The organism is Pseudomonas sp. IzPS59, assembly GCF_014863505.1.
In the GTDB taxonomy this organism is placed as follows: domain Bacteria; phylum Pseudomonadota; class Gammaproteobacteria; order Pseudomonadales; family Pseudomonadaceae; genus Aquipseudomonas; species Aquipseudomonas kribbensis.
In genome coordinates, this window is the sequence record NZ_CP062251.1 from 5,983,575 (window position 1) to 6,006,707 (window position 23,133).

The following is a 23,133-nucleotide window of genomic DNA, read 5'->3' on the forward strand; positions in this document are numbered from 1 at the left end:
CAGTGTTTTGTCACTCGTGCTTCAGACCGCCATCGGCGCAGTCATCGGCGCATGGTGCTCGTAGCCTTCCAGCGAGAAGTCGCCCGGCTCCACCAGCTCCAGCCATTCCGGCTGATAAACACCCGTCTTGGCGAATTCCGGCACGCGGTCCGAAATTTTCAGCTTTGGCATGGCGAACGGCTCACGCTTGAGCTGTTCGTTGAGCATGTCGAGGTGGTTTTCGTAGACGTGGGCGTCACCGATGAAATAGGTGAACCAGCGCGGCGTGTAGCCGGTCAGGCGACCGATCAGGCTCAGCAGCGCAGCGCCTTCGGTGAGGTTGAACGGTGTGCCCAGGCCCAGGTCGTTGGAACGGATGTAGAGGGTCAGGGAGATCTCTTTGGTTTCGACATTCGGGTGGAACTGGTACAGCAGATGGCACGGCGGCAGGGCCATTTCATCGAGCTGGGCGCAGTTCCAGCCGTGGAACAGGATGCGGCGGCTGCCCGGGTCCTTGATGATCGTGTCGACGCACTGGCGCACCTGATCGATGGCTTTGTACAGCACAACGTAGGCCTGGCCGTCTTCTTCGCCCTGGGCAATCTGCTTGTAGCCGTTACTCAAGGTTTGTTCGATGGCGGCGGTGTTGCTCAGCGGGATCTGCTTGTACGCCGGCCATTTGCGCCATTGCACGCCGTAGATTTCGCCGAGGTCGTCTTCGCCCTGGCGGAACGGGTTCGCCAGCCACTGGGCGTTTTCGTTGGCGTTCTGATCCCAGACCTTGCAGCCCAGCGCACGGAATTCGGCGGCGTTGTTCACACCACGCAGAAAGCCGCACATCTCGCCGATGGCCGATTTGAAGGCCATCTTGCGGGTGGTGATCGCCGGGAAACCTTCCTGCAGATCGAAGCGCAGCATGGCGCCCGGAAAGCTGATGGTGTTCACGCCGGTACGGTTGGCCTGTTTGGTGCCGTTGTTGATGACGTGCGACACCAGATCGAGATATTGCTTCATGAGTTACCTGTGTCCTTGAGCCCCGGCCAACTGCGCCGGGGTTCGAATATTTAAGCTGTCGGTGCAACCGGCGCCGACGGGGCACGGCGATAGGCCAGCCAGATCAGGAACAGCCCGCCGATGATCATCGGTACGCAGAGGATCTGACCCATGGTCAGCCAGTTCCAGGCCAGGTAGCCCAGTTGCGCGTCCGGCACGCGGACGAATTCGACGATGAAACGGAAGATGCCATAGAACAGCGCGAACATGCCCGAGACCGCCATGGTTGGTCGCGGCTTGCGCGAGAACAGCCAGAGGATCAGGAACAGTGCCACGCCTTCGAGCGCGAACTGATACAGCTGCGACGGGTGACGCGGCAGTTGCGCCGGGTCGCTGAACGGCGGGAACACCATGGCCCACGGCACGTCGGTGGCCTTGCCCCACAGCTCGGCGTTGATGAAGTTGCCAATACGCCCGGCGCCCAGGCCGATCGGCACCATCGGCGCCACGAAGTCCATCAGCTGGAAGAACGACTTGCCGTTACGCTTGCCGAACCACAACGCCGCGAGCATCACGCCGATGAAGCCGCCGTGGAACGACATGCCACCCTTCCACACTTCGAAAATCAGCGTCGGGTTGGCGATGTAGGCGCTCAGATCGTAGAACAGCACATAGCCCAGACGTCCGCCGACAATCACCCCCATCGACAGCCAGAACACCAGGTCGGAGAGTTTCTCCTTGGTCCAGGTCGGGTCGAAACGGTTGAGCCGGCGCGACGCCAGCAGCCACGCACCGCCGATGCCGACCAGATACATCAGGCCGTACCAATGGATTTTCAGCGGACCGATGGCCAGGGCCACCGGGTCGATCTGCGGGTAAGGCAGCATTGCGACTCCTCGTTAGAGTTCAAATCTTCAAAATTCCCGGGCGACGCTGCCACCTCAGGATTAAGCCAGGATTGTGGCCTGCTCGGAACAAACGCCTCAGAACAGAAAGCTCAGCCCGACGCAGAACAGCAAAGCGGCGAACAGCCGTTTCAGCAACTTCGGCGACAACTTGTGCGCCAGCCGCGCGCCGATCCTGGCGAACACCATGCTGGTCAACGCAATGCCCAGCAGCGCCGGCAGATACACAAACCCGAGACTATGGGCCGGCAGCAACGGATCATGCCAGCCCAGAATCATGAAACTTATTGCACTTGCCAACGCGATCGGCAGGCCACAGGCCGACGAAGTCGCCACGGCCTGCTGCATCGGCACACTGCGCCAGGTCAGGAACGGCACGGTCAGCGAGCCGCCGCCAATGCCGAAAATCGCCGACGCCCAGCCGATCACACTGCCGGCCACGGTCAGACCGAATTTGCCGGGCACCGTTCGGCTGGCCTTGGGTTTGACGTCCAGCGCCAGCTGCGCCGCGATCACCAGGGCGAACACACCGATGATCTTCTGCAGGTTGGGCCCGGAGATCGCTTCAGCGGTCAGCGCACCGAAACCGGCACCCAGCAGGATCCCGACGGTCATCCAGGCGAAAATCGGCCAGCGCACCGCCCCGCGCCGATGATGTTCACGCACGGCGTTGACCGAGGTGAAGATGATCGTCGCCAGCGACGTGCCGACCGCCAGGTGGGTCAGGATCGACGGATCGAAACCCTGCAAGGTGAAACTGAACACCAGCACCGGGACGATGATGATCCCGCCGCCAACCCCGAACAGCCCCGCCAGTACGCCTGCACAGGCACCCAGCGCCAGATAGAGCAGAAATTCCATGACTGCCTCCAGAGGCGCATCCCAAAACCGGAGCGGCATGGTAACGGATGCATGGCCTTCGGCTCCACTGGCGATGGATGCACGGACGATGTCTGCGTAGAGTGGGCAAAAAACACACAAGGACCACCTTATGTGCCTGATCGTTTTCGCCTGGCGGCCGGGACATGCCCAGCCGCTGATCGTCGCGGCCAACCGTGACGAGTTCTACGCCCGGCCCAGCCTGCCGCTGGCCCAGTGGCCCGAGTCGCCGCAGGTTCATGCCGGACGGGATCTGGAGGCCGGCGGCACCTGGCTCGGCCTCGGTGCCAACGGCCGCTTTGCCGCGCTGACCAACATCCGCGATCCGCATCAGCCTCCGGCCCGGCGCTCCCGGGGTGAACTGGTGGCGGGGTTTCTGACCGGAAACCTGTCGATCGATGACTATTTGTCCGACGTTGTCGCCCGTTCGCCGGAATATGCCGGGTTCAATCTGCTGCTGGGCAATGCCAACGAGCTGTGGCATTTCAACGCGCGGTCATCGGAACCGGTGATGTTGCAGCCGGGCCTCTACGGGCTATCAAACGCGGGGCTGGATACGCCGTGGCCGAAACTGCTCAAGGCCAAGGCGGCATTGAGTGCGGTGCTGGATGATCCGCAACCCGAGCAATTGCTCGCGCTGCTGGGTGATGCGCAGACGGCGTCGTTTGCCGAACTGCCGGACACCGGCGTGGGGCTGGCGACCGAGTCGCTGCTGTCGAGTGTGTTCATTGCCAGCCAGAGTTACGGGACCCGGGCGAGTACGGCGCTGATCGTACAGGCGGACGGGACGCGGCGGATGGTGGAACGCAGTTTCGGGCCGTACGGCGGGCATCTGGGGGAAGTGGAGATCAACCTTTGAAGATCGCAGCCCGAAGGCTGCGATCTTCTGTTCAGAGCGGTTTGACCATCCGCGACAACCCGAGACTCTTCAGCGCCAGTTGCAGCGAGCTGTGGATAACTTGCGGGTTGTCGATGGTCATCAGTTCCGCCAGCAGATCCTTCGCCTTGCTCAGATTGATCTGACGCAGCATCCACTTCACCTTCGGCAGGTTGGTGGCGTTCATCGACAGGCTGTCGAAGCCCATCGCCATCAACAGCACCGCTGCCGCCGGGTCACCGGCCATCTCGCCGCAGATACTCACCGGCTTGCCCTCGGCATGGGCGTCACGCACGACGATCTGCAAGGCTTGCAGCACCGCCGGGTGCAGGTAGTCGTAGAGGTCGGCCACGCGCGGGTTGTTGCGGTCCACGGCCAGCAGATACTGGGTGAGGTCGTTGGAACCCACCGACAGGAAGTCCACCATCCGCGCCAGTTCTCTGGTCTGGTAGACCGCCGCCGGAATTTCGATCATCACGCCCACCGGCGGCATCGGCACATCGGTGCCTTCGTCGCGCACTTCGCCCCAGGCCCGGTGGATCAGGTGCAACGCTTCTTCGAGCTCGTGGATGCCGGAGATCATCGGCAACAGGATCCGCAGGTTGTTCAGGCCTTCGCTGGCCTTGAGCATCGCACGGGTCTGCACCAGGAAGATTTCCGGGTGGTCGAGTGTGACGCGGATCCCGCGCCAGCCAAGGAACGGGTTGTCTTCCTTGATCGGGAAGTACGACAGCGCCTTGTCACCGCCGATGTCCAGCGTACGCATGGTCACCGGTTGCGGGTGGAACGCGGCGAGCTGCTCGCGATAGATCGCCAGTTGTTCCTTCTCGCTCGGGAAGCGCTGGTTGATCATGAACGGCACTTCGGTGCGGTACAGACCGACACCTTCGGCACCACGCTTCTGCGCCCGCGCCACGTCCGCCAGCAGGCCGGTGTTGACCCACAGCGGCATGCGGTGACCGTCGAGGGTCACGCACGGCAAGTCGCGCAGGGTATCGAGGCCCAGCGCCAGTTGCTTCTCTTCTTCCACCACGTCGGCGAATTGCTTGATCAGCACTTCGCTCGGGTTGGTGTAGATTTCGCCCTTGATCCCGTCGACGATCATCGGGATGCCATCGACCTTGGCGTACGGCAAGTCGACCACACCCATCACCGTCGGAATACCCATGGCCCGGGCCAGGATCGCGACGTGGGAGTTACCCGAACCCAGTACCGAGACCAGCCCCACCAGCTTGCCTTCCGGCACTTCGCCGAGCTGGGTGGCGGTCAGCTCTTCACTGACCAGGATGGTGTTGTCGGGGAAAACCATGTTGGTCGTGCGGTCTTCCTGCAGGTAGGCCAGCAGACGGCGACCGAGGTCACGCACATCCGACGCCCGCTCACGCAGGTATTCATCGTCCATCAATTCGAAACGGTTGACGTGATCGGTCACCACCTGACGCAGCGCGCCCTGGGCCCACTGACCGGTCTTGATCACGGTTTTGACTTCGTTACCGAGGGACGCGTCATCGAGCATCATCTGGTACACGTCGAACAACGCGCGTTCTTCGGGACGCAACTGGGTGGCCAGTTTGGTCGACAGGTTGCGCATGTCGGCGCGCACGCCTTCAAGCGCCTTCTTGAACAGTTTTATTTCGGCATCGATGTCGTCGACAGTCTTGTCTGGCACGACATCGAGGTCGGCCGGCGGCAGCATGACCACCGCCGTACCGACCGCCGCGCCCGGCGAACCCGGCACGCCGACGAACTTGGCTTCCTGGATGCCCTTGCCCTGACGGCCCAGGCCACGGATCGACCCGGTGGCCTCGGCGTGGGCGATTACGCCGGCGAGCTGCGCGCTCATGGTCACGAGGAAGGCTTCTTCACCTTCATCGAACTGGCGGCGTTCTTTCTGCTGGATGACCAACACGCCGACGACGCGGCGGTGGTGAATGATCGGCGCCCCGAGGAACGAGGCGTAGCGCTCCTCGCCGGTCTCGGCGAAGTAGCGGTAGCGCGGGTGATCCGCGGCATTTTCGAGGTTCAGGGGTTCTTCACGCGTGCCGACCAGGCCGACCAGACCTTCGTTGGGTGCCATGCTGACCTTGCCGATCGAGCGCTTGTTCAAGCCCTCGGTGGCCATCAGGACGAAGCGGTTGGTCTCGGGATCAAGCAGATAGACCGAGCAGACCTGGCTGCCCATGGCCTCTTTGACGCGCAACACAATAATCCCCAACGCCGCCTTGAGATCCTTGGCGGAGTTAACTTCCTGGACGATCTTGCGCAGCGTATTGAGCATGGCTCGGGGTCGAACTCCGTCGTCAGTCGCGCGCTAAAAGGCGCGGGGCAAGCTCTTTGAGAGCGCGGCGATACACCTCGCGCTTGAATGTCACCACCTGGCCCAGCGGATACCAATAGCTGACCCAGCGCCAGCCATCGAACTCCGGTTTACCGGTCAAATCCATCCGCACCCGCTGCTCGTTGGAGATCAGGCGCAGGAGAAACCACTTCTGTTTCTGGCCGATGCACAGCGGTTGGCTGTGGGTTCGCACCAGACGTTGCGGCAAACGATAGCGCAACCAGCCCCGGGTACAGGCGAGAATTTCAACATCTTCGCGTTCCAGGCCCACTTCTTCGTTCAACTCGCGGTACAAGGCGTCTTCCGGCGTCTCCTCGGGATTGATTCCTCCCTGTGGAAACTGCCAGGCATCTTGATTGATACGGCGAGCCCATAGCACCTGTCCGGCGTCATTCGTCAGAATGATCCCGACATTAGGACGGAAACCATCGGGGTCGATCACGGCAACAACCTCGCAAACGCATGTCGCCGCATTGTTCCACAAAGCTTGTGAAGGCGGCAACGAAGGTTCCGAGCTTATGTGCACTCTTGTGAAAAGACCGTATTCTTGTGGCCTTTTTACTGACTTTTCAGCGGGTAACTGCAATGCGCCTGGCTTTATTCGATTTGGACAACACCCTTCTGGGCGGCGACAGCGATCACGCCTGGGGCGACTATCTGTGTGAACGCGGCTTCCTCGACCCGATCGCCTACAAGGCGCGCAACGACGAGTTCTACCAGGATTACCTGGCGGGCAAACTGGATAACGCCGCGTACCTGAACTTCTGTCTGGAAATCCTCGGCCGCACCGACATGGCCGTGCTCGAGCAATGGCACAGCGATTTCATGCGCGACTGCATCGAGCCACTGATGCTGCCAAAAGCGGTCGAGCTGCTGAAAAAGCACCGCGACGCCGGTGACAAACTGGTGATCATCACTGCCACCAACCGTTTCGTCACCGCACCGATTGCCGTGCGCCTGGGCGTTGAAACCCTGATCGCCACCGAGTGCGAGATGCAGGACGGCCGCTACACCGGCCGCAGCACCGACGTGCCGTGCTTCCGCGAAGGCAAAGTGACGCGCCTGAACCGCTGGCTGGAAGAGACCGGGCATTCGCTGGAAGACAGCTACTTCTACAGCGACTCGATGAATGACTTGCCGCTGCTGGAGCAGGTGGTGAATCCGGTCGCTGTTGATCCGGATCCGAATCTGCGGGCTGAAGCCGAGAAGCGTGGCTGGCCGGTCATCTCGCTGCGCGATTGATGTCGAGATCGGGCGCCCGACCTAAACAGGCTTGGCGCCCATCAACCCGGCAATCGCGACAAAGCAGACAAAACTGAACAACGCCAGGACAAAGCTGAACCGGCCCACGCCGCCCGGCGTCTTGCGCAAGCGGTTCAAGCGCACCAGCAGCCAGAACCACGCCAGCGCCGCCACGGTGTACAGCACGCTGGAGGCCAGAATCCACGTCTGCCCCAGCGGCCAGCCCACCAGATGCACCATCCACCAGCCGGTGAACGGCATGCTCAGCAGCGCCAGGCCCATCAGCAGCCAGACAAACACCCGCGGCCGCTGCAAGGTGCGGCTGCCCGCCGTCGCATCACCCTTGCGCCGGGCCAGCAAAACCCAGACGCCCAGCCCCAGCGCACTCGCCAGCAGAACCACGGTGGCGACCATGTGCGCCGTTTTCAGGGCAGTTAACGTTTCCATTGTCGAATTTCCTTATGGCCTGCCCATCAGCGTAGCCGCTCAGCCAAGAAACAGCTGATAGGCCGGGTTGTCGCTTTCATCCCAGTACGGGTAGCCGATTTCCGCCAGTGCTGCGGGAACCAGATGTCGCTCGTCGTGAGGCACCTGCAGGCCGGCGACCACACGACCGTCCGCCGCGCCGTGGTTGCGGTAGTGGAACATCGAGATGTTCCAGCGCCCGCCGAGCTTGTTGAGGAAGTTGAACAGCGCGCCCGGACGCTCCGGGAACTCGAAGCGCAGCACCACTTCATCGACCACCTGCGCCGCGCGTCCGCCGACCATGTGGCGGATGTGCAGCTTGGCCAGTTCGTTGTCGGTGAGGTCGAGCACCGGGAACCCCTGCTCGGTCAGGCTCGCCAGCAGCGCGCTGCGCGGATCGTTTTCCGGGTGGGTCTGCACGCCGACGAAGATGTGCGCTTCGCTGCCGGTGTTGTAGCGGTAGTTGAATTCGGTGATCTGGCGCTTGCCGATGGCTTCGCAGAACGCCTTGAAGCTGCCGGCCTGCTCCGGAATGGTCACGGCGATGATCGCTTCGCGGCCCTCGCCCAGCTCGGCGCGCTCGGCAACGTGGCGCAAGCGGTCGAAGTTGACGTTGGCCCCGGAATCGATGGCGACGAATGTCTGGCCGCTGACGCCGCGCTGTTCGACGTACTTTTTGATCCCCGCCACACCCAGGGCGCCGGCCGGTTCGGTGATCGAACGGGTGTCGTCGTAGATGTCCTTGATCGCCGCGCAGATCTCGTCGGTGCTGACAGTGATCACTTCATCGACGTAATCCTTGCAGATATCGAAGGTGTGCTGGCCGATCTGCGCCACCGCCACGCCGTCGGCGAAGATGCCCACGGTCGGCAGTACCACGCGTTCGCCCGCCGCCATCGCTGCCTGCAGGCAGTTGGAGTCGTCGGGCTCGACGCCGATGACCTTGATGTCCGGCCGCAGGTATTTCACGTAAGCCGCGATGCCGGCGATCAGGCCGCCGCCGCCCACCGGCACGAAGATCGCGTCCAGCGGCTGCGGGTGCTGGCGCAGGATTTCCATCGCCACGGTGCCCTGCCCGGCAATGGTGTGCGGATCGTCGTACGGGTGGATGTAGACGTAGCCTTTTTCATCGACCAGTTTCAGCGAGTAGGCCAGGGCTTCCGGGAACGAGTCGCCATGCAGCACCACTTTGCCGCCACGGGAGCGCACGCCTTCGACCTTGATCTCCGGGGTGGTCTTGGGCATCACGATGGTCGCCTTCACGCCCAGTACTTTCGCCGCCAGGGCCAGGCCCTGGGCATGGTTGCCCGCCGACGCGGTGACCACGCCACGGGCGCGTTCTTCGTCGCTCAACTGGGTCAGCTTGTTGTAGGCGCCGCGAATCTTGAACGAGAACACCGGCTGCAAGTCTTCGCGCTTGAGCCAGATGTCGTTGCCCAGCCGCTCGGAGAGCTGGCGAGCGTTCTGCAGCGGGGTTTCTACGGCAACGTCATAAACGCGCGAGGTGAGGATCTTCTTGACGTACTGTTCGAGCATCGGAAAGCATCACTGGCGATTGGGCGGGACCAACGAGTCTAACCCGGCTTTCGGCTGGACGACCACACGATTGCAGAGGTTTTAGCCCGGCTTGCGGCTATAATGCCGGCCTTTCCGTTCTTACCTTGCCCGCTTCCGGAGCCCGCATGACCCAGGATCAACTCAAACAGGCCGTAGCCCAGGCCGCCGTCGACTTCATCCTTCCGAAACTCGACGACAAGAGCATCATCGGCGTCGGCACCGGCTCCACCGCCAACTGCTTTATCGACGCCCTGGCCCGGCACAAGGGCGCGTTCGATGGCGCGGTCGCCAGTTCCGAAGCCACCGCCGCGCGCCTCAAGGGCCACGGGATTCCGGTGTACGAGCTGAACACGGTCAGCGACCTGGAGTTCTACATCGACGGCGCCGACGAAAGCGACGAACACCTGAACCTGATCAAGGGCGGCGGCGCAGCCCTGACCCGTGAGAAGATCGTCGCGGCCGTGGCCAAGACCTTCATCTGCATCGCCGACGGCAGCAAACTGGTGCCGGTGCTCGGCGCATTCCCGCTGCCGGTGGAAGTGATCCCGATGGCCCGCAGCCACGTTGCCCGCCAACTGGTGAAGCTGGGCGGCGACCCGGTCTACCGTGAAGGCGTGCTGACCGACAACGGCAACATCATCCTCGACGTGCACAACCTGCAGATCACCAATCCGGTGGAGCTGGAAGCGCAGATCAATGCGATCGTCGGCGTGGTCACCAACGGCCTGTTCGCGGCACGTCCTGCGGATCTGCTGTTGCTGGGTACCAGCGAAGGCGTGAAGACTTTGAAGGCCGAGTAAGCCTGAAGAACCTGTGGGAGCCTGTCCGCTCCCACAGGGGTTCAAAGAAGAATGTCAGTTCTGCTCTGGTTTTCTGAAGACATAAAACAGATTCGGCTCGCTGACCAGATACAACGTCCCGTCATCATCCATCGCAATGCCTTCCGCCTGCGGCACGGTTTTCTTCAGTCCTTGCCGGCCACCGCTCAACGACATCGTGCTCAACGGGCGCCCGTCCACATCCAGTTCCAGAATCAGCCGCGACTCGTCCGACAGCGCCAGCAGATGGCCGCTGCGCTCGTCGTATTGCAGGCTCGACAGGTCACGCACGAACATCCCGGCGTCGCGCTTGGGGTTGTTGATCACATGCACTGCGTAGGACTTTTCCGGGTTGAAGTGCGGAAAGCCGTGCACTTCGTAAATCAGCATCGGGTCGCGCTCCTTGGCCACGAACAGACGCTTGCCCACCGAGTCGTAGGCCAGGCCTTCGAATCCCTTGTTGCCGCTCATGTGCACGCCGAGTGTCATCTGCTCGGCGTCCGCCGCATCGAGGAACGTGGTGTCGTGCTCCAGATGGATCTTGATCAGACGTTGTTGACGCTCATCGCTGATGACGTAGGTATCGGCGCTGATGAATTCCACCGCTTCCGCATCGCCGAAGCCGATCAACGCGACACGGCGCAGGATCTGGCCCTCCAGCGACAGCTCGATCAGCTCGGCATTCTTGTTGGTGACGGTGAACAGGCTTTTGCGCACCGGATCGTAGGTCAGCGCGGAGACGTCATCATTAAGCCCCTCAATGACCCGGGCCTCGATGTCCACCCGGTACTGATCCAGATTGATCGCTTCAATGCTGTGGGGCTGCCAGTGACTTTGCAGATTGAACCAGGCGCGCTCGAACAGACGCAGGTATTGGCCGATCGCGATCAATGCGATCAGGGCAATCACCGAAAGGATGATCAGAAGTGGCTTGGGACGGGCAAATCGACGCATGCGGACAGGGCTCGGGATCAAAACAGGCGGATGAAATATCACGCCTGTCTGAATCGAAGCTTAAAGGCCACTTGCCCCGAACGACAACCTTGCGGCGGCGGGCTGGTTATTTCTGCTTTTCGAAGCGGTAGAACAGGTTCGGTTCGCTGACCATATACAGCGTGCCCTGCTCGTCCATGGTCACGCCTTCGGCACGGGGAATGGTTTTCTTCAGGCCGTTGAAACCGCCGAGCAGGGTCATGAAGCTGACTTGCTCGCCCTTCTCGTCCAGCTCCAGCAGCAGGTGCGAGTCGGCGGACAGCACCAGGGTATGGCCGGTGCGCGGATCGACTGCCAGCGCCGAGAGGTTGCGGATGTCCAGATCGTCGTTCGGCAGCTTCTGCTTGTCGCCGGTGAGGGTCTGGCTGCCGTCGCTTTTCCAGGTGAACAGCGCCGGTGGACGCTCTTCGCCCAGCAACAACTGTTGATTGCGCGGATCCCAGGCAATCGCTTCGAAGGCCTTGTTCTGGTCCTTCGACGGGCCGAGGTCGTATTTCGGGAAATCGTCGCGCTTCAGTTCGCGGGTCGCAGCATCGACCTTGACGATGGACAGCATGTGCTCGCGCTCATCGACAATCGCCACCAGACCATTGCCCAGCACGGTTACACCTTCAGGATTGCTCCAGCCCACCAGCGGCATCTTGCGCAGCACGTCGCCCTGCAAGGTCAGTTCGACCAGGAACGGGTTCTTGCCCATCACCGAAAACAGGGTCTTGCTCTGCGGGTCGTAGGACAGGTCCGAGGCCTCGTCCTTTTCCATGCCCGGCAGCAGTTTGCCGTCGATCACCACCCGATAGTCCGGCAGCCAGACGCTTTCCTTGCGCTCGGTCGGGCTTTCGAAGCGCTCGCGCACCCAGAGCAGGCCGCGGTCGTCCCAATGCATGGCATGCGCCAGACCGTAAGCGGCAGCGACCACCAGCAACAGCCAGTAATACCAGCGCAGGGCGAAACGTGAGCGACGGGCAGGGTTGAGCTGAGTTTGAGATGACATCAGAGGACGCGTTCCGAAAATTCAGGCTATGGGTAATAGCACAAAGAGGCCGGCTCAGACGCCAGGATGACCGGAATTATCCGGACAAGATGTGAAAAAAACGGCAAATGGCGGGATTGCCCTGCGTCTTTGCAGGCTCGATCACAAAACAAAAACGGGAGGTTGCCGGCTTGAGTACTCAACTCGAACCGGCGACCTCCCGCTCGGGAACGCGATGCCCGGATCAGCGCACGCTGCTGGTGAAGCGACTGGCGCCCGGCAGCTCCAGCACGATGTCATCGCCAACGTTCAGCGGCCCCACACCCACCGGCGTACCGGTCAGGATCACGTCACCGGCCTGCAGCGAGAAGCAACCGGCCATGTGCTGGATCATCGGCACGATCGGGTTGAGCATCGCGCTGCTGTTACCGTCCTGGCGCACTTCACCATTGATGGTCAGGCGGATGCCGATGTCGGTCAGGTCGGCAAAGGTGCTGCCGGCCACGAACGGGGCAATCACCGCCGCGCCATCGAACGACTTGGCGATTTCCCACGGCAGGCCCTTGGACTTGAGCTCGGCCTGCTTGTCGCGCAGGGTCAGGTCCAGCGCCGGGGCGAAACCGGAGATCGCGTCCAGCACTTCCTCACGACTTGGCTTGGTCGACAGCGGTTTGCCGATCAACACGGCGATCTCCGCTTCGTAATGCACGGAGCCGCGCTCGGTCGGAATGCTGAAACCGCCTTCCAGCGGTACCACGCAACTGCCCGGCTTGATGAACAGCAGCGGCTCGGTAGGGACCGGGTTGTCCAGTTCCTTGGCGTGTTCGGCGTAATTACGACCGATGCACACCACTTTCCCCAGCGGAAAATGAATCCGCGTACCGTCGACATACTGGTGCTGATAGCTCATTACCGACTCCTGCCTTCATTGATTCATCAGGGATTGCCAATCAAACCGCGAAGATCTTGCCCGGGTTCATGATGCCGTTCGGGTCGAACACCGCCTTGACCGCTTTCATGTATTCGATTTCCACCGGCGAGCGGCTGTAGGTCAAGTAATCGCGCTTGGTCATGCCCACACCGTGTTCGGCGGAGATCGAACCGTTGTACTTCTCGACGGTTTCGAACACCCACTTGTTGACGGTGGCGCACTTGGCGAAAAACTCGTCCTTGCTCAGGTTGTCCGGCTTGAGGATGTTCAGGTGCAGGTTGCCGTCGCCGATGTGGCCGAACCAGACGATTTCGAAATCCGGATAGTGTTTGCCGACGATCGCGTCAATTTCCCGCAGGAACGCCGGGACTTTCGACACGGTGACCGAGATGTCGTTCTTGTACGGCGTCCAGTGGGAGATGGTTTCGGAGATGTACTCGCGCAACTTCCACAGGTTCTGCAACTGGGTTTCGCTCTGGCTCATCACGCCGTCCAGCACCCAGCTCTGCTCCACGCAATGCTCGAAGGTTTCAAGGGCGCTGTTGGCCACTTCTTCAGTGGTCGCCTCGAATTCCAGCAGGGCATAGAACGGGCAATCGGTTTCGAACGGTGCCGGGACATCACCACGGCCCATGACCTTGGCCAATGCCTTGTCGGAGAAGAATTCGAACGCGGTCAGGTCGAGTTTGCCCTGGAAGGCGTGGAGCACCGGCATGATCGAGTCGAAATCGGCGGTGCCGAGAACCATCGCGGTCAGGTTTTTCGGCGCACGATCCAGACGCATGGTGGCCTCGACAACAAACCCGAGGGTGCCTTCGGCGCCGATGAACAGCTGCCGCAGGTCATAACCGGTGGCGTTCTTGATCAGGTCCTTGTTGAGTTCCAGCACATCGCCCTTGCCGGTGACCACTTTCATGCCCGCCACCCAGTTGCGGGTCATGCCGTAGCGAATGACCTTGATCCCGCCGGCATTGGTGCCGATATTGCCGCCAATCTGGCTGGAACCGGCGGAAGCGAAGTCCACCGGGTAGTACAGGTGATGTTCTTCGGCCGCGTTCTGCAATTGCTCGGTGACCACGCCCGGCTGGCACACAGCGGTACGGTCGGTGAGGTTAATGTCGAGAATCTGGTTCATGTAGTCGAACGAGACAACCACTTCACCATTGGCGGCGACGGCAGCGGCGGAAAGGCCGGTGCGGCCGCCCGATGGCACCAGCGCCACTTTATGTTCGTTGGCCCAGCGGACGATGTCCTGCACTTGTTCGATGGTCTTGGGGAACACGATGGCGCTCGGCGCCGGGGCGAAGTGCTTGGTCCAATCCTTGCCATACGCATTCAGGGAGTCGGCATCGGTCAGGACCTTGCCAGGCTCGACCAGGGTCTTCAGTTCATCAATCAGGGCAGGATTGGTCATCGACAGAACTCTCGAACAATTCATGGTCATCCTGAGAACGCTTCACGTCGCAGGAATGAGTGATTAGCGGGGCGGCTATGCTAGCATACCGACCCCGCAGGCCAGTGCCCAACGGCGGTTCTGCGGTGACGGCTTTCTTGTCGTCAAGGTCAATGTCTGTTGACCATTTCCTGCCATTTTTCTCCGGGATACAGGTTTACGCAGATGAGCAAGACTTCTCTCGATAAGAGCAAGATCAAGTTCCTTCTTCTCGAAGGCGTCCACCAATCGGCTGTCGACGTCCTCAAGGCGGCGGGCTACACCAGCATCGAATACCTGACTGGCTCCCTGCCGGAAGACCAGCTCAAGGAAAAGATCGCTGACGCTCACTTCATCGGCATTCGTTCGCGCACCCAACTGACCGAAGAGATCTTCGATCACGCGAAGAAGCTGGTGGCAGTCGGCTGTTTCTGCATCGGCACCAACCAGGTCGACCTGGAAGCGGCCCGCGAGCGCGGCATCGCCGTGTTCAACGCACCGTACTCCAACACCCGCTCCGTGGCCGAGCTGGTGCTGGCCGAAGCGATCCTGCTGCTGCGCGGCATCCCTGAGAAAAACGCTTCCTGCCACCGTGGCGGCTGGATCAAGTCCGCAGCCAACTCCTTCGAGATCCGTGGCAAGAAACTGGGCATCGTCGGCTACGGCTCGATCGGTACTCAGCTGTCGGTCCTGGCCGAAGGTCTGGGCATGCAGGTGTTCTTCTACGACACCGTGACCAAGCTGCCGCTGGGCAACGCGACCCAGGTCGGCAACCTGCACGAGCTGCTGGGCATGTCCGACATCGTCACCCTGCACGTTCCGGAAACCGCTGCGACCCAGTGGATGATCGGCGAGAAGGAAATCCGCGCCATCAAGAAGGGCGGCATCCTGATCAACGCTGCACGCGGCACCGTAGTCGAGCTGGATCACCTGGCCGCCGCGATCAAGGACAAACACCTGATCGGCGCCGCCATCGACGTGTTCCCGGTAGAGCCGCGCTCCAACGACGAAGAGTTCGAAAGCCCGCTGCGTGGCCTGGACAACGTGATCCTGACCCCGCACATCGGCGGCTCCACCGCTGAAGCGCAGGCCAACATCGGTCTGGAAGTGGCAGAAAAACTGGTCAAGTACAGCGACAACGGTACGTCGGTATCGTCCGTGAACTTCCCGGAAGTGGCCCTGCCGGCTCACCCTGGCAAGCACCGTCTGCTGCACATCCACGAGAACATCCCGGGTGTGATGAGCGAGATCAACAAGGTCTTCGCCGAAAACGGCATCAACATCTCCGGTCAGTTCCTGCAGACCAACGAGAAGGTCGGCTACGTGGTGATCGACGTCGACGCCGAGTACTCGGAGCTGGCGCAAGAGAAGCTGCAACACGTCAACGGCACCATCCGTAGCCGCGTGTTGTTCTGATCCGGCGCTGAGCGACAAAAAAGGGAGCCCCTCGGGGCTCCCTTTTTCATGCCGGTGGAAAAATCATTCCACGGTGATGGTGATTTTCTTCGAGACCACGGGTGGATCGAAAGCCATGTGGTTCTTGTCACCCAGCTCCAGCTGCAAGGTGTGCTTGCCTGGCGCCAGTTTGATCTCGGCGAAGGTCTGGGCCTTGCCGAAATGCATGTGGTTGGCGTCGGTCGGCACCACTGCGCCGGCCGGAACGATTTCTTTGGCGTCGATCAGCAGATGGTGGTGACCGGTATTCGGTGTGGCATCACCGGCCGGTGCCAGCGCGACATCCTTGGTGCCGAACTTGACGGTGAAGGTCTGCGAAACCTTTGCTCCGTCTTCGGGAGAAACGATGAACACTTCGGCCCCCTTCGGCGCCGGCGTGGCCGCACTGGCCAGCACCGAAACGCCCATCAGCAAACCAGCCAAAGCAGCACGTGACATGAATGTTTTCATTCTCTTCTCCAGTTTTTCCGTAAAATCCGCGCGGTCATGACAACTTCATGACCATTCGTTGTCGAAGGCACTCGACAACCATAGCAAAGCGAGCCTGACCAACAGGCCGCGACAATGATTTCAAAGGAGTGACCATGCGTTTTCTGCCTGGCCTGATCTGCCTGCTACCCCTTCTGAGCCCGCTGGCTCACGCCGAACTGATTGATGACGTCAACGACCGTGGCGAGTTGCGCATAGCCCTAGAGGCTAATACACCGCCCTTCAATTTCAAGGACGGCGACACACTCACGGGGTTCGAGGTCGAGCTTGGGCAACAGCTGGCCAACGAGCTGGATGTACGCGCCGACTTCATCGTCACCGACGAAGCCGATCTGCTCCAGGGCGTCGAAAGCGGCAAGTACGACGTCGCGCTCAACCACATAGCACTGACCCCGGAACTCAAGGATCGTTTCGACGTGAGCCAACCTTACACGCAGGTCAGTGCGCAACTGCTGGCGAAAAAGGATGAACAGCCCCGCCCGCTGGTGCTGGTCCAGGCGCTGACGGAAGAGAAACCGAAGGTCGGGCCGCCGATGGATCTGGCGATTCCGTTTCAGAAGGGCAACCCGGCGTTTCAGGCGAGCCTTGAGAATGCGTTGCAGCGGATCAGGGCGGATGGGCGGCTGGAGGCGCTGTCGAAGAAGTGGTTGAGCGTGCAGGCCTCTGAAGACCTGAAGTGAGGGTGCCTAGTCGAGCGTCTTGAGCGCTTGTGCAGCCTGCGGCAGTTCGAGTTCGTTGAAGACCTGCACGCCATGGCGCTTGAGCAAAGCAGCCGTGACACCCTCGCCACTCACCTTTACGCCACTGAACGTCCCGTCATAGGTCAGCAGATTCCCGCAGGAAGGACTGTTGGCCTTGAGCACAGCCACACAAATTCCGTGTTTCTGCACCAGCTCCAGCGCCTGGCGGGCGCCATCGAGAAACTGCGCACTGACGTCCTCGCCTTCGGTGGTGATCACCGCCGCAAGGCCATCGAGCACTTCACCGCCCTGCCCGCCCGGAATCTCCGCCGCCGCTCGTGGCGTCGGCAAACCACCAGCGACTTCCGGGCACAACGGTACGACACGCCCCTCGGCAATCCACTGTTCCAGCAGATCGAACGGCCCGCTGGCCCCACCGTCATAACGCACGCGATGGCCGAGCAGGCAGCGACTGACGAGGATCTTCTGCATCTCAGAACGGCTCGTTGCCGCGACGGCGGAACCAGCCGGTCAGCGACAAGCGCTCGCGCTGCGCCGGCAACACTTCGTGGGGCACTTCACCCGAGAGGAACACCACCAGACAACCGCCGGTGGGTTGCACGTCATGGACCCGATCACCATCCAGATACATGCGCAACTGCCCGCCATCCTCCGGCAGCCAGCCGTCGTTGAGGTAGATCACTGCCGAGACCATGCGCCGGTCATCGTCGCGAAAACGGTCGACATGCTTGCGGTAGAACGCACCCGGCGGGTACAGGGCGAAATGGCATTCGAAGTCTTCCAGACCGAGGAACAGCCCGCGATTGAGGGCCTCGCGCAGGCTGTCCATCAAGTTCAGATAACGGTCGCTGGCCTCCGCCTGACCGGGATCGATCCATTGGATATGGTCGCCGCGAATGCCCTCGCGGACCTCCGAAAACGGCCCGCGTCCGACGCCCGCCGGTGCCAGTTCACCTTCGGCCTCACGTTTACGGCACTCGGCGGCCAGCGCGCGGGTCAGATCCGCAGGCAGGAATATGTTCTGCTGCGACCAGCCACGCTCGGCCAGGTCGTCGACGATACGTAACAGCAGCGGGTGTTCAGAGGATATTTGCATGGCGCGCATAGTATGCCTGCGGCAAGAATTCCGACAGAGCCACGCGGCGGCTTGATACGAATTCTCGACAAGTACTGGCACCGCACGGAGAATAGTCCGCTGCCGACAGGAGTCCCTATGCGCCGTTTGCTTTTTTCACTGTTGATGTTCTGCGTTTTGCCCGCCTGGGCAGACGGCCACGACCAGTTGTACAAGGTCGCCGGCTGGCCGGACCAACGTGCGCATTTCAATGACGCCCTGAGCGCCGCGCAACAGCGTTACCAGAGCAGCCTGCCGCCGGCGGTGTTTCAGGCGCTGGTGAACAACAGCAATCAGCGCTTTGCTCCGCAGGCCGTGGATCAACGGGCCGAAGCGCAACTGCGCAAGAACCTCGCCGATCCGAAACCGGCCCTGTCGTTCTTTCAGTCACCGCTGGGCAAGAAGATCGTCGCCGCCGAACTGCTGGCGACCCGTCGCGATCAGTTGGCGAAAAACGCCAAGGGCCTGCCGAAGATGCCGGCCAGTGACAGCCGCCTGCTGATCATCGGCCACCTCGCCCAGGCCTTGCCCGCTCGCGAAGCCGGTGCCGAAGTCAGCCTGGCGATTGCCGGTGTGGCGGCAGACAGCCTGAGTTCGATGATCCCCGGCCTGCTCGGTGGCGGTCAGGCCCAGGGCATGTTGAACGGACAACGTCAGCGCCTGATGGATCAGATCGGTGCCGACCTGAACAACACACTGCTGTACGTTTATCGCGATCTGTCGGATGAAGAGCTGGAAGAGTTCGCGACCTTTGCCGAGTCCACCGAAGGCAAGGCCTACTATCAGGCCGCGCTGTCAGCAATCCGCGCCGGGTTGGCCGTCGGCCAGAGCACCTCGAACCTCAGCCAGTGATCTAGGGATTGCGACCCTTGATCCGCTTGCTCAGAAACTCGAAATACTCCTCGCGCATCTCTGCCGTTTCATTGGCCAGGTGATGCCGCGCCTCGGCCAGCAGCAGAATCTGCGGCCGGTCGAACTTCCATTTCATCACTTGCAGGTTGTGCTGCCAGTCCACGGTCATGTCTGCCTGGCCCTGGACGATCAGCGGCCGGCGCGGACTTTTCTTCGCGTATTCCACCCGCTTGATCCAGCGTGACAGCGCCCCGACCCACGCCGTCGGCAGACGTTTGGGCTGCAACGGATCGGCCTGCAGGAACGGCAGGAAATCCGGATCGTTGGAGTTCTCGCTGAAACGCCGTGCGATGCCCCGGACGAAGGGTCGCAGCAAGTAATAACTGAACTGCGACCAGCCCCAGGCCCGTGGACGCACCAGCGGCGCCAGCAAAATCAACTGGCCCTGGGCCGGGCTGTTCTCACCGTGATTGAGCACGTGATCGACAATGATCGCCCCGCCCGTGCTTTGCCCGCACAGGTGCCACGGCTGCGGCAACGCAATCGAGCGCGCCTCGGCGAACAAACCCTGCAGCGCATCCTGATACTCCGAGAAATCGCGGATGCTCGCCCGTGGGCCGCTCGACAGGCCATGCCCGGGCAAGTCACAGGCAATCACTGCAAACCCCAGATCCAGCGCCCACTCGATCACATGCCGGTAGAGGCCGGTGTGATCGTAAAAACCGTGCACCAGAAACAGCGTGGCCTTGGCCGTTTCCGCCGGCCACCAGCAATGGCTGACGAGTTCATAACCATCGACGTCGAAGCGGCCCATGCCGCGCCAGACATCGCGCTCCGGAAAGTCGGTCTTGTAGAACCGCTGATACGCCTTCGCCTCCTCGGACAACGGCTGCCACTCGGCCAACGGCTTGAGGCTCGCGCGCAGATGATCGGGATCGAAAGCAACAGACATGGGCAATTCCAGAACGGTAAACGGACTTTATCGGCCTGCGATATTCATCTGTAGAAGCAAGCATGGCAAGCTAGCGCGCCTCTGAGGATCGAAAACCATGCGCCCGCCCTACCGCACCGCACTGTTTGCCAGCCTGCTCGCCATCGTGTGTGCCGGTGTGCTGTGGGCTGCGTACGACTGGTTTCAGGGCCGCTATCTGCGGGCGTTCAGCGAACATACGGCGGTGTTTTCGGGCGATCCGCTGCGTCTGCCCGACGACCTCGCCGGCCCCGGCAATATCCGCCTGGTGCACTTCTGGGACCCGGCCTGCCCGTGCAACGTCGGCAATCAACAGCACCTGACCGAAATGGTCGAACAGTTCGGCCCCAAGGGCGTGGAGTTCTTCGCCGTGCAGAAGGCCGGCAGCCACGGCCAGTTGCCCGCCACTCTCAGCAACCTCAAGACCATCGCAGTGCTGCCCGGCTCTGAACAGATCCCCGCCAGCCCCGCCGTGGCGATCTGGGACCGCAGCGGCAAACTGGCTTACTTCGGCCCCTACAGCGAAGGACTGACCTGCAACTCCAGCAACAGTTTTATCGAACCGATCCTGCAGGCATTGAGTGATGATCGTCCGGTGAATGCCACTCACACGCTGGCGGTCGGTTGCTACTGCCCGTGGCCGGTGGAGACGAAGTAAGGCATTCCGGACATTTCAAGGACAGCGATGCACGGCACACGAGGCGTGTGCTAATTGTTTGCAGCCCGACGGGCGGCAATCCCGAATGCACAAGGAGTCACCATGAAACGCGTCTTCACCGTTCTTGCCTTGCTCATCGTTGTCCTGCTCGCCGCCGGCGGCTGGTACGTGTACAGCAAGCAACCGACGCGTCAGGGCCAGGTGGAACTGCGCAACCTGCAAGGCTCGGTGACCGTGCGTTACGACGAGCGCGGCGTGCCGCACATCCGTGCTGAAAACGAAACAGATCTCTATCGCGCCCTCGGCTACGTGCACGCCCAGGACCGGCTGTTCCAGATGGAAGCCATGCGCCGCTTGGCCCGGGGCGAACTGGCCGAAGTGCTGGGACCGAAACTGCTCGACACCGACAAGTTGTTCCGCAGCCTGCGCATTCGTGAACGTGCCGCCAGTTACGTGGCCGGTCTCGACAAGCAGTCGCCGCCGTGGAAGGCCCTGCAAGCCTATCTGGACGGCATCAACCAGTATCAGGACTCGCACGCCGCCCCTGTCGAGTTCGACGTGCTGGGCATCCCCAAGCGGCCTTTCACTGCCGAAGACACCATCAGCGTCGCCGGATACATGGCTTACAGCTTCGCCGCCGCGTTTCGCACCGAGCCGCTGCTGACCTACGTGCGCGATCAGTTGGGTGCCGACTACCTCAACGTCTTCGACCTCGACTGGCAGCCCAAGGGTGTGCTCGCAAAGGGCCGCGCCGGCACCGCACCGGCCCTCGCTGCCGATGACTGGAAAGACCTGAACGCCCTCGCCCGCCTCAGCGAACAGGCACTGATCGACAACGGCCTGCCGCAGTTCGAAGGCAGCAACGCCTGGGTGATCGCCGGCAGTCGCAGCAAGGGCGGCAAGGCATTGTTGGCCGGCGACCCGCACATCCGCTTCTCGGTGCCGTCGGTGTGGTACGAAGCGCAGCTGTCGGCGCCGGGTTTTGAGCTTTACGGCCATCATCAGGCACTGGTGCCGTTTGCGTTCCTGGGGCACAACCTGGATTTCGGCTGGAGCCTGACCATGTTCCAGAACGATGACCTGGACCTGATCGCCGAGAAGGTCAATCCGGACAACCCGAATCAGGTCTGGTATCACGGCCAGTGGACCGACATGGTCAGCACCGAGCAGCAGATCGCGGTGAAAGGCCAGGCGCCGGTGACTATCACCCTGCGCCAGTCGCCCCACGGGCCGATCGTCAACGACGCCCTCGGCAGCGCCGCCGGAAAAACCCCGATTGCGATGTGGTGGGCGTTCCTCGAAACACCGAACCCGATCCTCGAAGGCTTCTACCAGCTCAACCGCGCCGACACCCTGGCCAAGGCCCGTGCCGCAGCAGCCAAGGTGCAGGCACCGGGGCTGAACATCGTCTACGCCAACGCCAAGGGCGATATCGCCTGGTGGGCTTCGGCGCTGCTGCCCAAGCGGCCGGCCGGGGTCAAACCCGAGTTCATCCTCGATGGCAGCAGCAATCAGGCGGACAAGGACGGCTACTTCCCGTTCAGCGCCAACCCGCAGGAAGAGAACCCGGCGCGGGGCTATATCGTCTCGGCCAACTTCCAGCCCGTATCGCCGACCGGCATGGAGATTCCCGGTTACTACAACCTCGCCGACCGTGGCCAGCAACTTAACCGCCAGCTCGCCGACAAGAATGTGAAGTGGGATAACGAAGCCAACCAGAAGCTGCAACTGGGCACCACCACCGGCTATGGCCCGCGCGTGCTGGCGCCGTTGTTGCCGGTACTGCGTGAAGTGGTGACCGACCAGGCGCAGCTGAAACTGGTCGAGCAACTGGCGCAGTGGCAAGGCGACTACCCGCTGGATTCGGTCAGCGCGACGGTGTTCAACCAGTTCCTCTACGACCTGGCCGACGCGGCGATGCGCGATGAGCTGGGTAACGACATGTTCGAGACTCTGCTGTCGACCCGGGTGCTCGACGCAGCGCTGCCGCGACTGGCGGCGAACGCCGACTCACCGTGGTGGGACAACCGCAACACCCCGGGCAAGGAAACTCGCGCCGACACCGTGCGCACCGCGTGGCAGGCCAGCATCACGCACCTGAAACAGACCCTCGGCGACGATGCCTCCGGCTGGCAATGGGGCAAGGCCCACACGCTGACCCATGGTCATCCGCTGGGGCAGCAGAAGCCGCTGGACCGGATTTTCAATGTCGGCCCGTTCGCCGCACCCGGCTCCCACGAAGTACCGAACAACCTCTCGGCGAAGATCGGCCCGGCGCCGTGGCCGGTGACCTACGGCCCGTCGACCCGGCGGCTGGTGGACTTCGCTGATCCGGCCCACAGCCTGACCATCAACCCGGTCGGCCAGAGCGGCGTGCCGTTCGACAGCCACTATGACGATCAGGCGGAGGCGTATGTGGACGGGCTGTATGTGCAGGCGCATTTCAGTGATGAAGAGGTGACGGCGAATACGCGCAGTACCTTGAAGCTGTTACCGGCGCGGGCGGCGCAATAAG

At 61.9% G+C, this 23,133-nt stretch carries 23 protein-coding genes; 8 read left to right on the forward strand and 15 right to left on the reverse strand.

The window, feature by feature from the left end; all coding sequences use genetic code 11:
- Positions 1-21: 21 nt before the first annotated feature.
- From IF189_RS26940 to IF189_RS26950, 3 genes are all read right to left on the reverse strand, one after another.
- Positions 22-993: a thymidylate synthase gene (locus IF189_RS26940; protein WP_114886153.1), complete on the reverse strand. Its 972-nt coding sequence runs from the start codon at positions 991-993 to the stop codon at positions 22-24.
- A gap of 50 nt (positions 994-1,043) precedes the next feature.
- Positions 1,044-1,859: a prolipoprotein diacylglyceryl transferase gene (lgt, locus tag IF189_RS26945; RefSeq protein WP_065258902.1), complete on the reverse strand. Its 816-nt coding sequence runs from the start codon at positions 1,857-1,859 to the stop codon at positions 1,044-1,046.
- Between the two features lie 96 nt (positions 1,860-1,955).
- On the reverse strand, positions 1,956-2,738 hold the full coding sequence (locus tag IF189_RS26950; protein ID WP_134828427.1) for a sulfite exporter TauE/SafE family protein: 783 nt from the start codon (positions 2,736-2,738) through the stop codon (positions 1,956-1,958).
- Between the two features lie 130 nt (positions 2,739-2,868).
- On the opposite strand from IF189_RS26950, the gene IF189_RS26955 reads away from it, so the two are divergent.
- Positions 2,869-3,615, forward strand: a complete 747-nt coding sequence (locus IF189_RS26955; protein WP_134828428.1) for an NRDE family protein — start codon at positions 2,869-2,871, stop codon at positions 3,613-3,615.
- A gap of 31 nt (positions 3,616-3,646) precedes the next feature.
- On the opposite strand, the gene ptsP is transcribed toward IF189_RS26955, so the two are convergent.
- Both ptsP and IF189_RS26965 read right to left on the reverse strand, forming a co-directional pair.
- Entirely contained in the window at positions 3,647-5,911 is a 2,265-nt protein-coding gene (gene ptsP / locus IF189_RS26960; RefSeq protein WP_114886157.1) for a phosphoenolpyruvate--protein phosphotransferase, read from the reverse strand.
- Between the two features lie 22 nt (positions 5,912-5,933).
- Positions 5,934-6,413, reverse strand: coding sequence for an RNA pyrophosphohydrolase (locus IF189_RS26965; RefSeq protein ID WP_003229203.1), 480 nt, complete (start codon positions 6,411-6,413; stop codon positions 5,934-5,936).
- A 143-nt stretch (positions 6,414-6,556) separates the two neighbouring features.
- Here IF189_RS26965 and IF189_RS26970 point away from each other — a divergent pair, with 143 nt between their 5' ends.
- On the forward strand, positions 6,557-7,213 hold the full coding sequence (locus tag IF189_RS26970) for an HAD family hydrolase (RefSeq protein ID WP_114886159.1): 657 nt from the start codon (positions 6,557-6,559) through the stop codon (positions 7,211-7,213).
- A gap of 21 nt (positions 7,214-7,234) precedes the next feature.
- Here the strand turns inward: IF189_RS26970 and IF189_RS26975 are convergent, their stop codons facing one another.
- Together IF189_RS26975 and ilvA are read right to left on the reverse strand one after the other, a co-directional pair.
- Positions 7,235-7,660: a DUF2269 domain-containing protein gene (locus tag IF189_RS26975; protein ID WP_134828429.1), complete on the reverse strand. Its 426-nt coding sequence runs from the start codon at positions 7,658-7,660 to the stop codon at positions 7,235-7,237.
- A gap of 39 nt (positions 7,661-7,699) precedes the next feature.
- A complete protein-coding gene (gene ilvA, locus IF189_RS26980; RefSeq protein ID WP_085709021.1) occupies positions 7,700-9,214 on the reverse strand; it encodes a threonine ammonia-lyase, biosynthetic in 1,515 nt (504 codons plus the stop codon).
- Between the two features lie 146 nt (positions 9,215-9,360).
- Here ilvA and rpiA point away from each other — a divergent pair, with 146 nt between their 5' ends.
- Positions 9,361-10,035 carry a ribose-5-phosphate isomerase RpiA gene (gene rpiA / locus IF189_RS26985; RefSeq protein WP_134828430.1) on the forward strand — a complete coding sequence of 225 codons (675 nt, stop codon included), beginning with the start codon at positions 9,361-9,363 and terminating at the stop codon, positions 10,033-10,035.
- A gap of 54 nt (positions 10,036-10,089) precedes the next feature.
- On the opposite strand, the gene IF189_RS26990 is transcribed toward rpiA, so the two are convergent.
- The 4 genes from IF189_RS26990 to IF189_RS27005 form a co-directional block, all read right to left on the reverse strand.
- Positions 10,090-11,007, reverse strand: a complete 918-nt coding sequence (locus IF189_RS26990) for an SdiA-regulated domain-containing protein (RefSeq protein WP_134828431.1) — start codon at positions 11,005-11,007, stop codon at positions 10,090-10,092.
- Between the two features lie 106 nt (positions 11,008-11,113).
- Positions 11,114-12,037: an SdiA-regulated domain-containing protein gene (locus IF189_RS26995; protein WP_134828432.1), complete on the reverse strand. Its 924-nt coding sequence runs from the start codon at positions 12,035-12,037 to the stop codon at positions 11,114-11,116.
- A 223-nt stretch (positions 12,038-12,260) separates the two neighbouring features.
- Positions 12,261-12,926 carry a fumarylacetoacetate hydrolase family protein gene (locus tag IF189_RS27000; protein WP_085709017.1) on the reverse strand — a complete coding sequence of 222 codons (666 nt, stop codon included), beginning with the start codon at positions 12,924-12,926 and terminating at the stop codon, positions 12,261-12,263.
- 40 nt (positions 12,927-12,966) lie between these two features.
- Positions 12,967-14,361 (reverse strand): FAD-binding oxidoreductase, encoded by a 1,395-nt coding sequence (locus IF189_RS27005; RefSeq protein WP_192552513.1) that lies wholly within the window; start codon positions 14,359-14,361, stop codon positions 12,967-12,969.
- A 204-nt stretch (positions 14,362-14,565) separates the two neighbouring features.
- Here IF189_RS27005 and serA point away from each other — a divergent pair, with 204 nt between their 5' ends.
- Complete coding sequence (gene serA, locus IF189_RS27010; RefSeq protein WP_085709015.1) at positions 14,566-15,795, forward strand: phosphoglycerate dehydrogenase; 1,230 nt, start codon at positions 14,566-14,568, stop codon at positions 15,793-15,795.
- Between the two features lie 63 nt (positions 15,796-15,858).
- Here serA and IF189_RS27015 read toward each other — a convergent pair whose 3' ends face one another.
- Positions 15,859-16,284 carry a DUF4399 domain-containing protein gene (locus IF189_RS27015; RefSeq protein WP_085709014.1) on the reverse strand — a complete coding sequence of 142 codons (426 nt, stop codon included), beginning with the start codon at positions 16,282-16,284 and terminating at the stop codon, positions 15,859-15,861.
- A gap of 134 nt (positions 16,285-16,418) precedes the next feature.
- On the opposite strand from IF189_RS27015, the gene IF189_RS27020 reads away from it, so the two are divergent.
- The gene (locus IF189_RS27020; protein ID WP_192552514.1) at positions 16,419-17,003 is read left to right on the forward strand and encodes a transporter substrate-binding domain-containing protein; all 585 of its coding nucleotides are present in this window, start codon (positions 16,419-16,421) and stop codon (positions 17,001-17,003) included.
- A 6-nt stretch (positions 17,004-17,009) separates the two neighbouring features.
- On the opposite strand, the gene IF189_RS27025 is transcribed toward IF189_RS27020, so the two are convergent.
- Together IF189_RS27025 and IF189_RS27030 are read right to left on the reverse strand one after the other, a co-directional pair.
- Complete coding sequence (locus IF189_RS27025; RefSeq protein ID WP_192552515.1) at positions 17,010-17,495, reverse strand: DUF523 domain-containing protein; 486 nt, start codon at positions 17,493-17,495, stop codon at positions 17,010-17,012.
- Position 17,496: 1 nt separating this feature from the next.
- A complete protein-coding gene (locus IF189_RS27030; RefSeq protein ID WP_192552516.1) occupies positions 17,497-18,129 on the reverse strand; it encodes a 2OG-Fe(II) oxygenase in 633 nt (210 codons plus the stop codon).
- Positions 18,130-18,237: 108 nt separating this feature from the next.
- On the opposite strand from IF189_RS27030, the gene IF189_RS27035 reads away from it, so the two are divergent.
- Positions 18,238-18,990, forward strand: coding sequence for a DUF2059 domain-containing protein (locus IF189_RS27035; protein ID WP_134828437.1), 753 nt, complete (start codon positions 18,238-18,240; stop codon positions 18,988-18,990).
- Position 18,991: 1 nt separating this feature from the next.
- Here the strand turns inward: IF189_RS27035 and IF189_RS27040 are convergent, their stop codons facing one another.
- Positions 18,992-19,942, reverse strand: a complete 951-nt coding sequence (locus tag IF189_RS27040) for an alpha/beta hydrolase (protein WP_134828438.1) — start codon at positions 19,940-19,942, stop codon at positions 18,992-18,994.
- Positions 19,943-20,039: 97 nt separating this feature from the next.
- On the opposite strand from IF189_RS27040, the gene IF189_RS27045 reads away from it, so the two are divergent.
- Positions 20,040-20,618 (forward strand): DUF6436 domain-containing protein, encoded by a 579-nt coding sequence (locus IF189_RS27045; RefSeq protein WP_114886176.1) that lies wholly within the window; start codon positions 20,040-20,042, stop codon positions 20,616-20,618.
- A gap of 102 nt (positions 20,619-20,720) precedes the next feature.
- Positions 20,721-23,132, forward strand: a complete 2,412-nt coding sequence (locus tag IF189_RS27050) for a penicillin acylase family protein (RefSeq protein ID WP_192552517.1) — start codon at positions 20,721-20,723, stop codon at positions 23,130-23,132.
- Position 23,133: the final 1 nt, after the last annotated feature.

Excerpts from the sequence above, each read along its gene's own strand:
- IF189_RS27020 (WP_192552514.1), top strand. The coding sequence starts at position 16,419 with ATGCGTTTTCTGCCTGGCCTGATCTGCCTGCTACCCCTTCTGAGCCCG.
- IF189_RS26975 (WP_134828429.1), bottom strand. The coding sequence starts at position 7,660 with ATGGAAACGTTAACTGCCCTGAAAACGGCGCACATGGTCGCCACCGTG.
- rpiA (WP_134828430.1), top strand. The coding sequence starts at position 9,361 with ATGACCCAGGATCAACTCAAACAGGCCGTAGCCCAGGCCGCCGTCGAC.
- IF189_RS26990 (WP_134828431.1), bottom strand. The coding sequence starts at position 11,007 with ATGCGTCGATTTGCCCGTCCCAAGCCACTTCTGATCATCCTTTCGGTG.
- IF189_RS27015 (WP_085709014.1), bottom strand. The coding sequence starts at position 16,284 with ATGAAAACATTCATGTCACGTGCTGCTTTGGCTGGTTTGCTGATGGGC.
- IF189_RS26950 (WP_134828427.1), bottom strand. The coding sequence starts at position 2,738 with ATGGAATTTCTGCTCTATCTGGCGCTGGGTGCCTGTGCAGGCGTACTG.
- ilvA (WP_085709021.1), bottom strand. The coding sequence starts at position 9,214 with ATGCTCGAACAGTACGTCAAGAAGATCCTCACCTCGCGCGTTTATGAC.
- IF189_RS26940 (WP_114886153.1), bottom strand. The coding sequence starts at position 993 with ATGAAGCAATATCTCGATCTGGTGTCGCACGTCATCAACAACGGCACC.
- IF189_RS27035 (WP_134828437.1), top strand. The coding sequence starts at position 18,238 with ATGCGCCGTTTGCTTTTTTCACTGTTGATGTTCTGCGTTTTGCCCGCC.
- IF189_RS26955 (WP_134828428.1), top strand. The coding sequence starts at position 2,869 with ATGTGCCTGATCGTTTTCGCCTGGCGGCCGGGACATGCCCAGCCGCTG.
- IF189_RS26970 (WP_114886159.1), top strand. The coding sequence starts at position 6,557 with ATGCGCCTGGCTTTATTCGATTTGGACAACACCCTTCTGGGCGGCGAC.
- IF189_RS27025 (WP_192552515.1), bottom strand. The coding sequence starts at position 17,495 with ATGCAGAAGATCCTCGTCAGTCGCTGCCTGCTCGGCCATCGCGTGCGT.
- IF189_RS26995 (WP_134828432.1), bottom strand. The coding sequence starts at position 12,037 with ATGTCATCTCAAACTCAGCTCAACCCTGCCCGTCGCTCACGTTTCGCC.
- IF189_RS27050 (WP_192552517.1), top strand. The coding sequence starts at position 20,721 with ATGAAACGCGTCTTCACCGTTCTTGCCTTGCTCATCGTTGTCCTGCTC.
- IF189_RS27045 (WP_114886176.1), top strand. The coding sequence starts at position 20,040 with ATGCGCCCGCCCTACCGCACCGCACTGTTTGCCAGCCTGCTCGCCATC.
- serA (WP_085709015.1), top strand. The coding sequence starts at position 14,566 with ATGAGCAAGACTTCTCTCGATAAGAGCAAGATCAAGTTCCTTCTTCTC.
- IF189_RS27040 (WP_134828438.1), bottom strand. The coding sequence starts at position 19,942 with ATGTCTGTTGCTTTCGATCCCGATCATCTGCGCGCGAGCCTCAAGCCG.
- IF189_RS27030 (WP_192552516.1), bottom strand. The coding sequence starts at position 18,129 with ATGCGCGCCATGCAAATATCCTCTGAACACCCGCTGCTGTTACGTATC.
- IF189_RS27000 (WP_085709017.1), bottom strand. The coding sequence starts at position 12,926 with ATGAGCTATCAGCACCAGTATGTCGACGGTACGCGGATTCATTTTCCG.
- ptsP (WP_114886157.1), bottom strand. The coding sequence starts at position 5,911 with ATGCTCAATACGCTGCGCAAGATCGTCCAGGAAGTTAACTCCGCCAAG.
- IF189_RS27005 (WP_192552513.1), bottom strand. The coding sequence starts at position 14,361 with ATGACCAATCCTGCCCTGATTGATGAACTGAAGACCCTGGTCGAGCCT.
- lgt (WP_065258902.1), bottom strand. The coding sequence starts at position 1,859 with ATGCTGCCTTACCCGCAGATCGACCCGGTGGCCCTGGCCATCGGTCCG.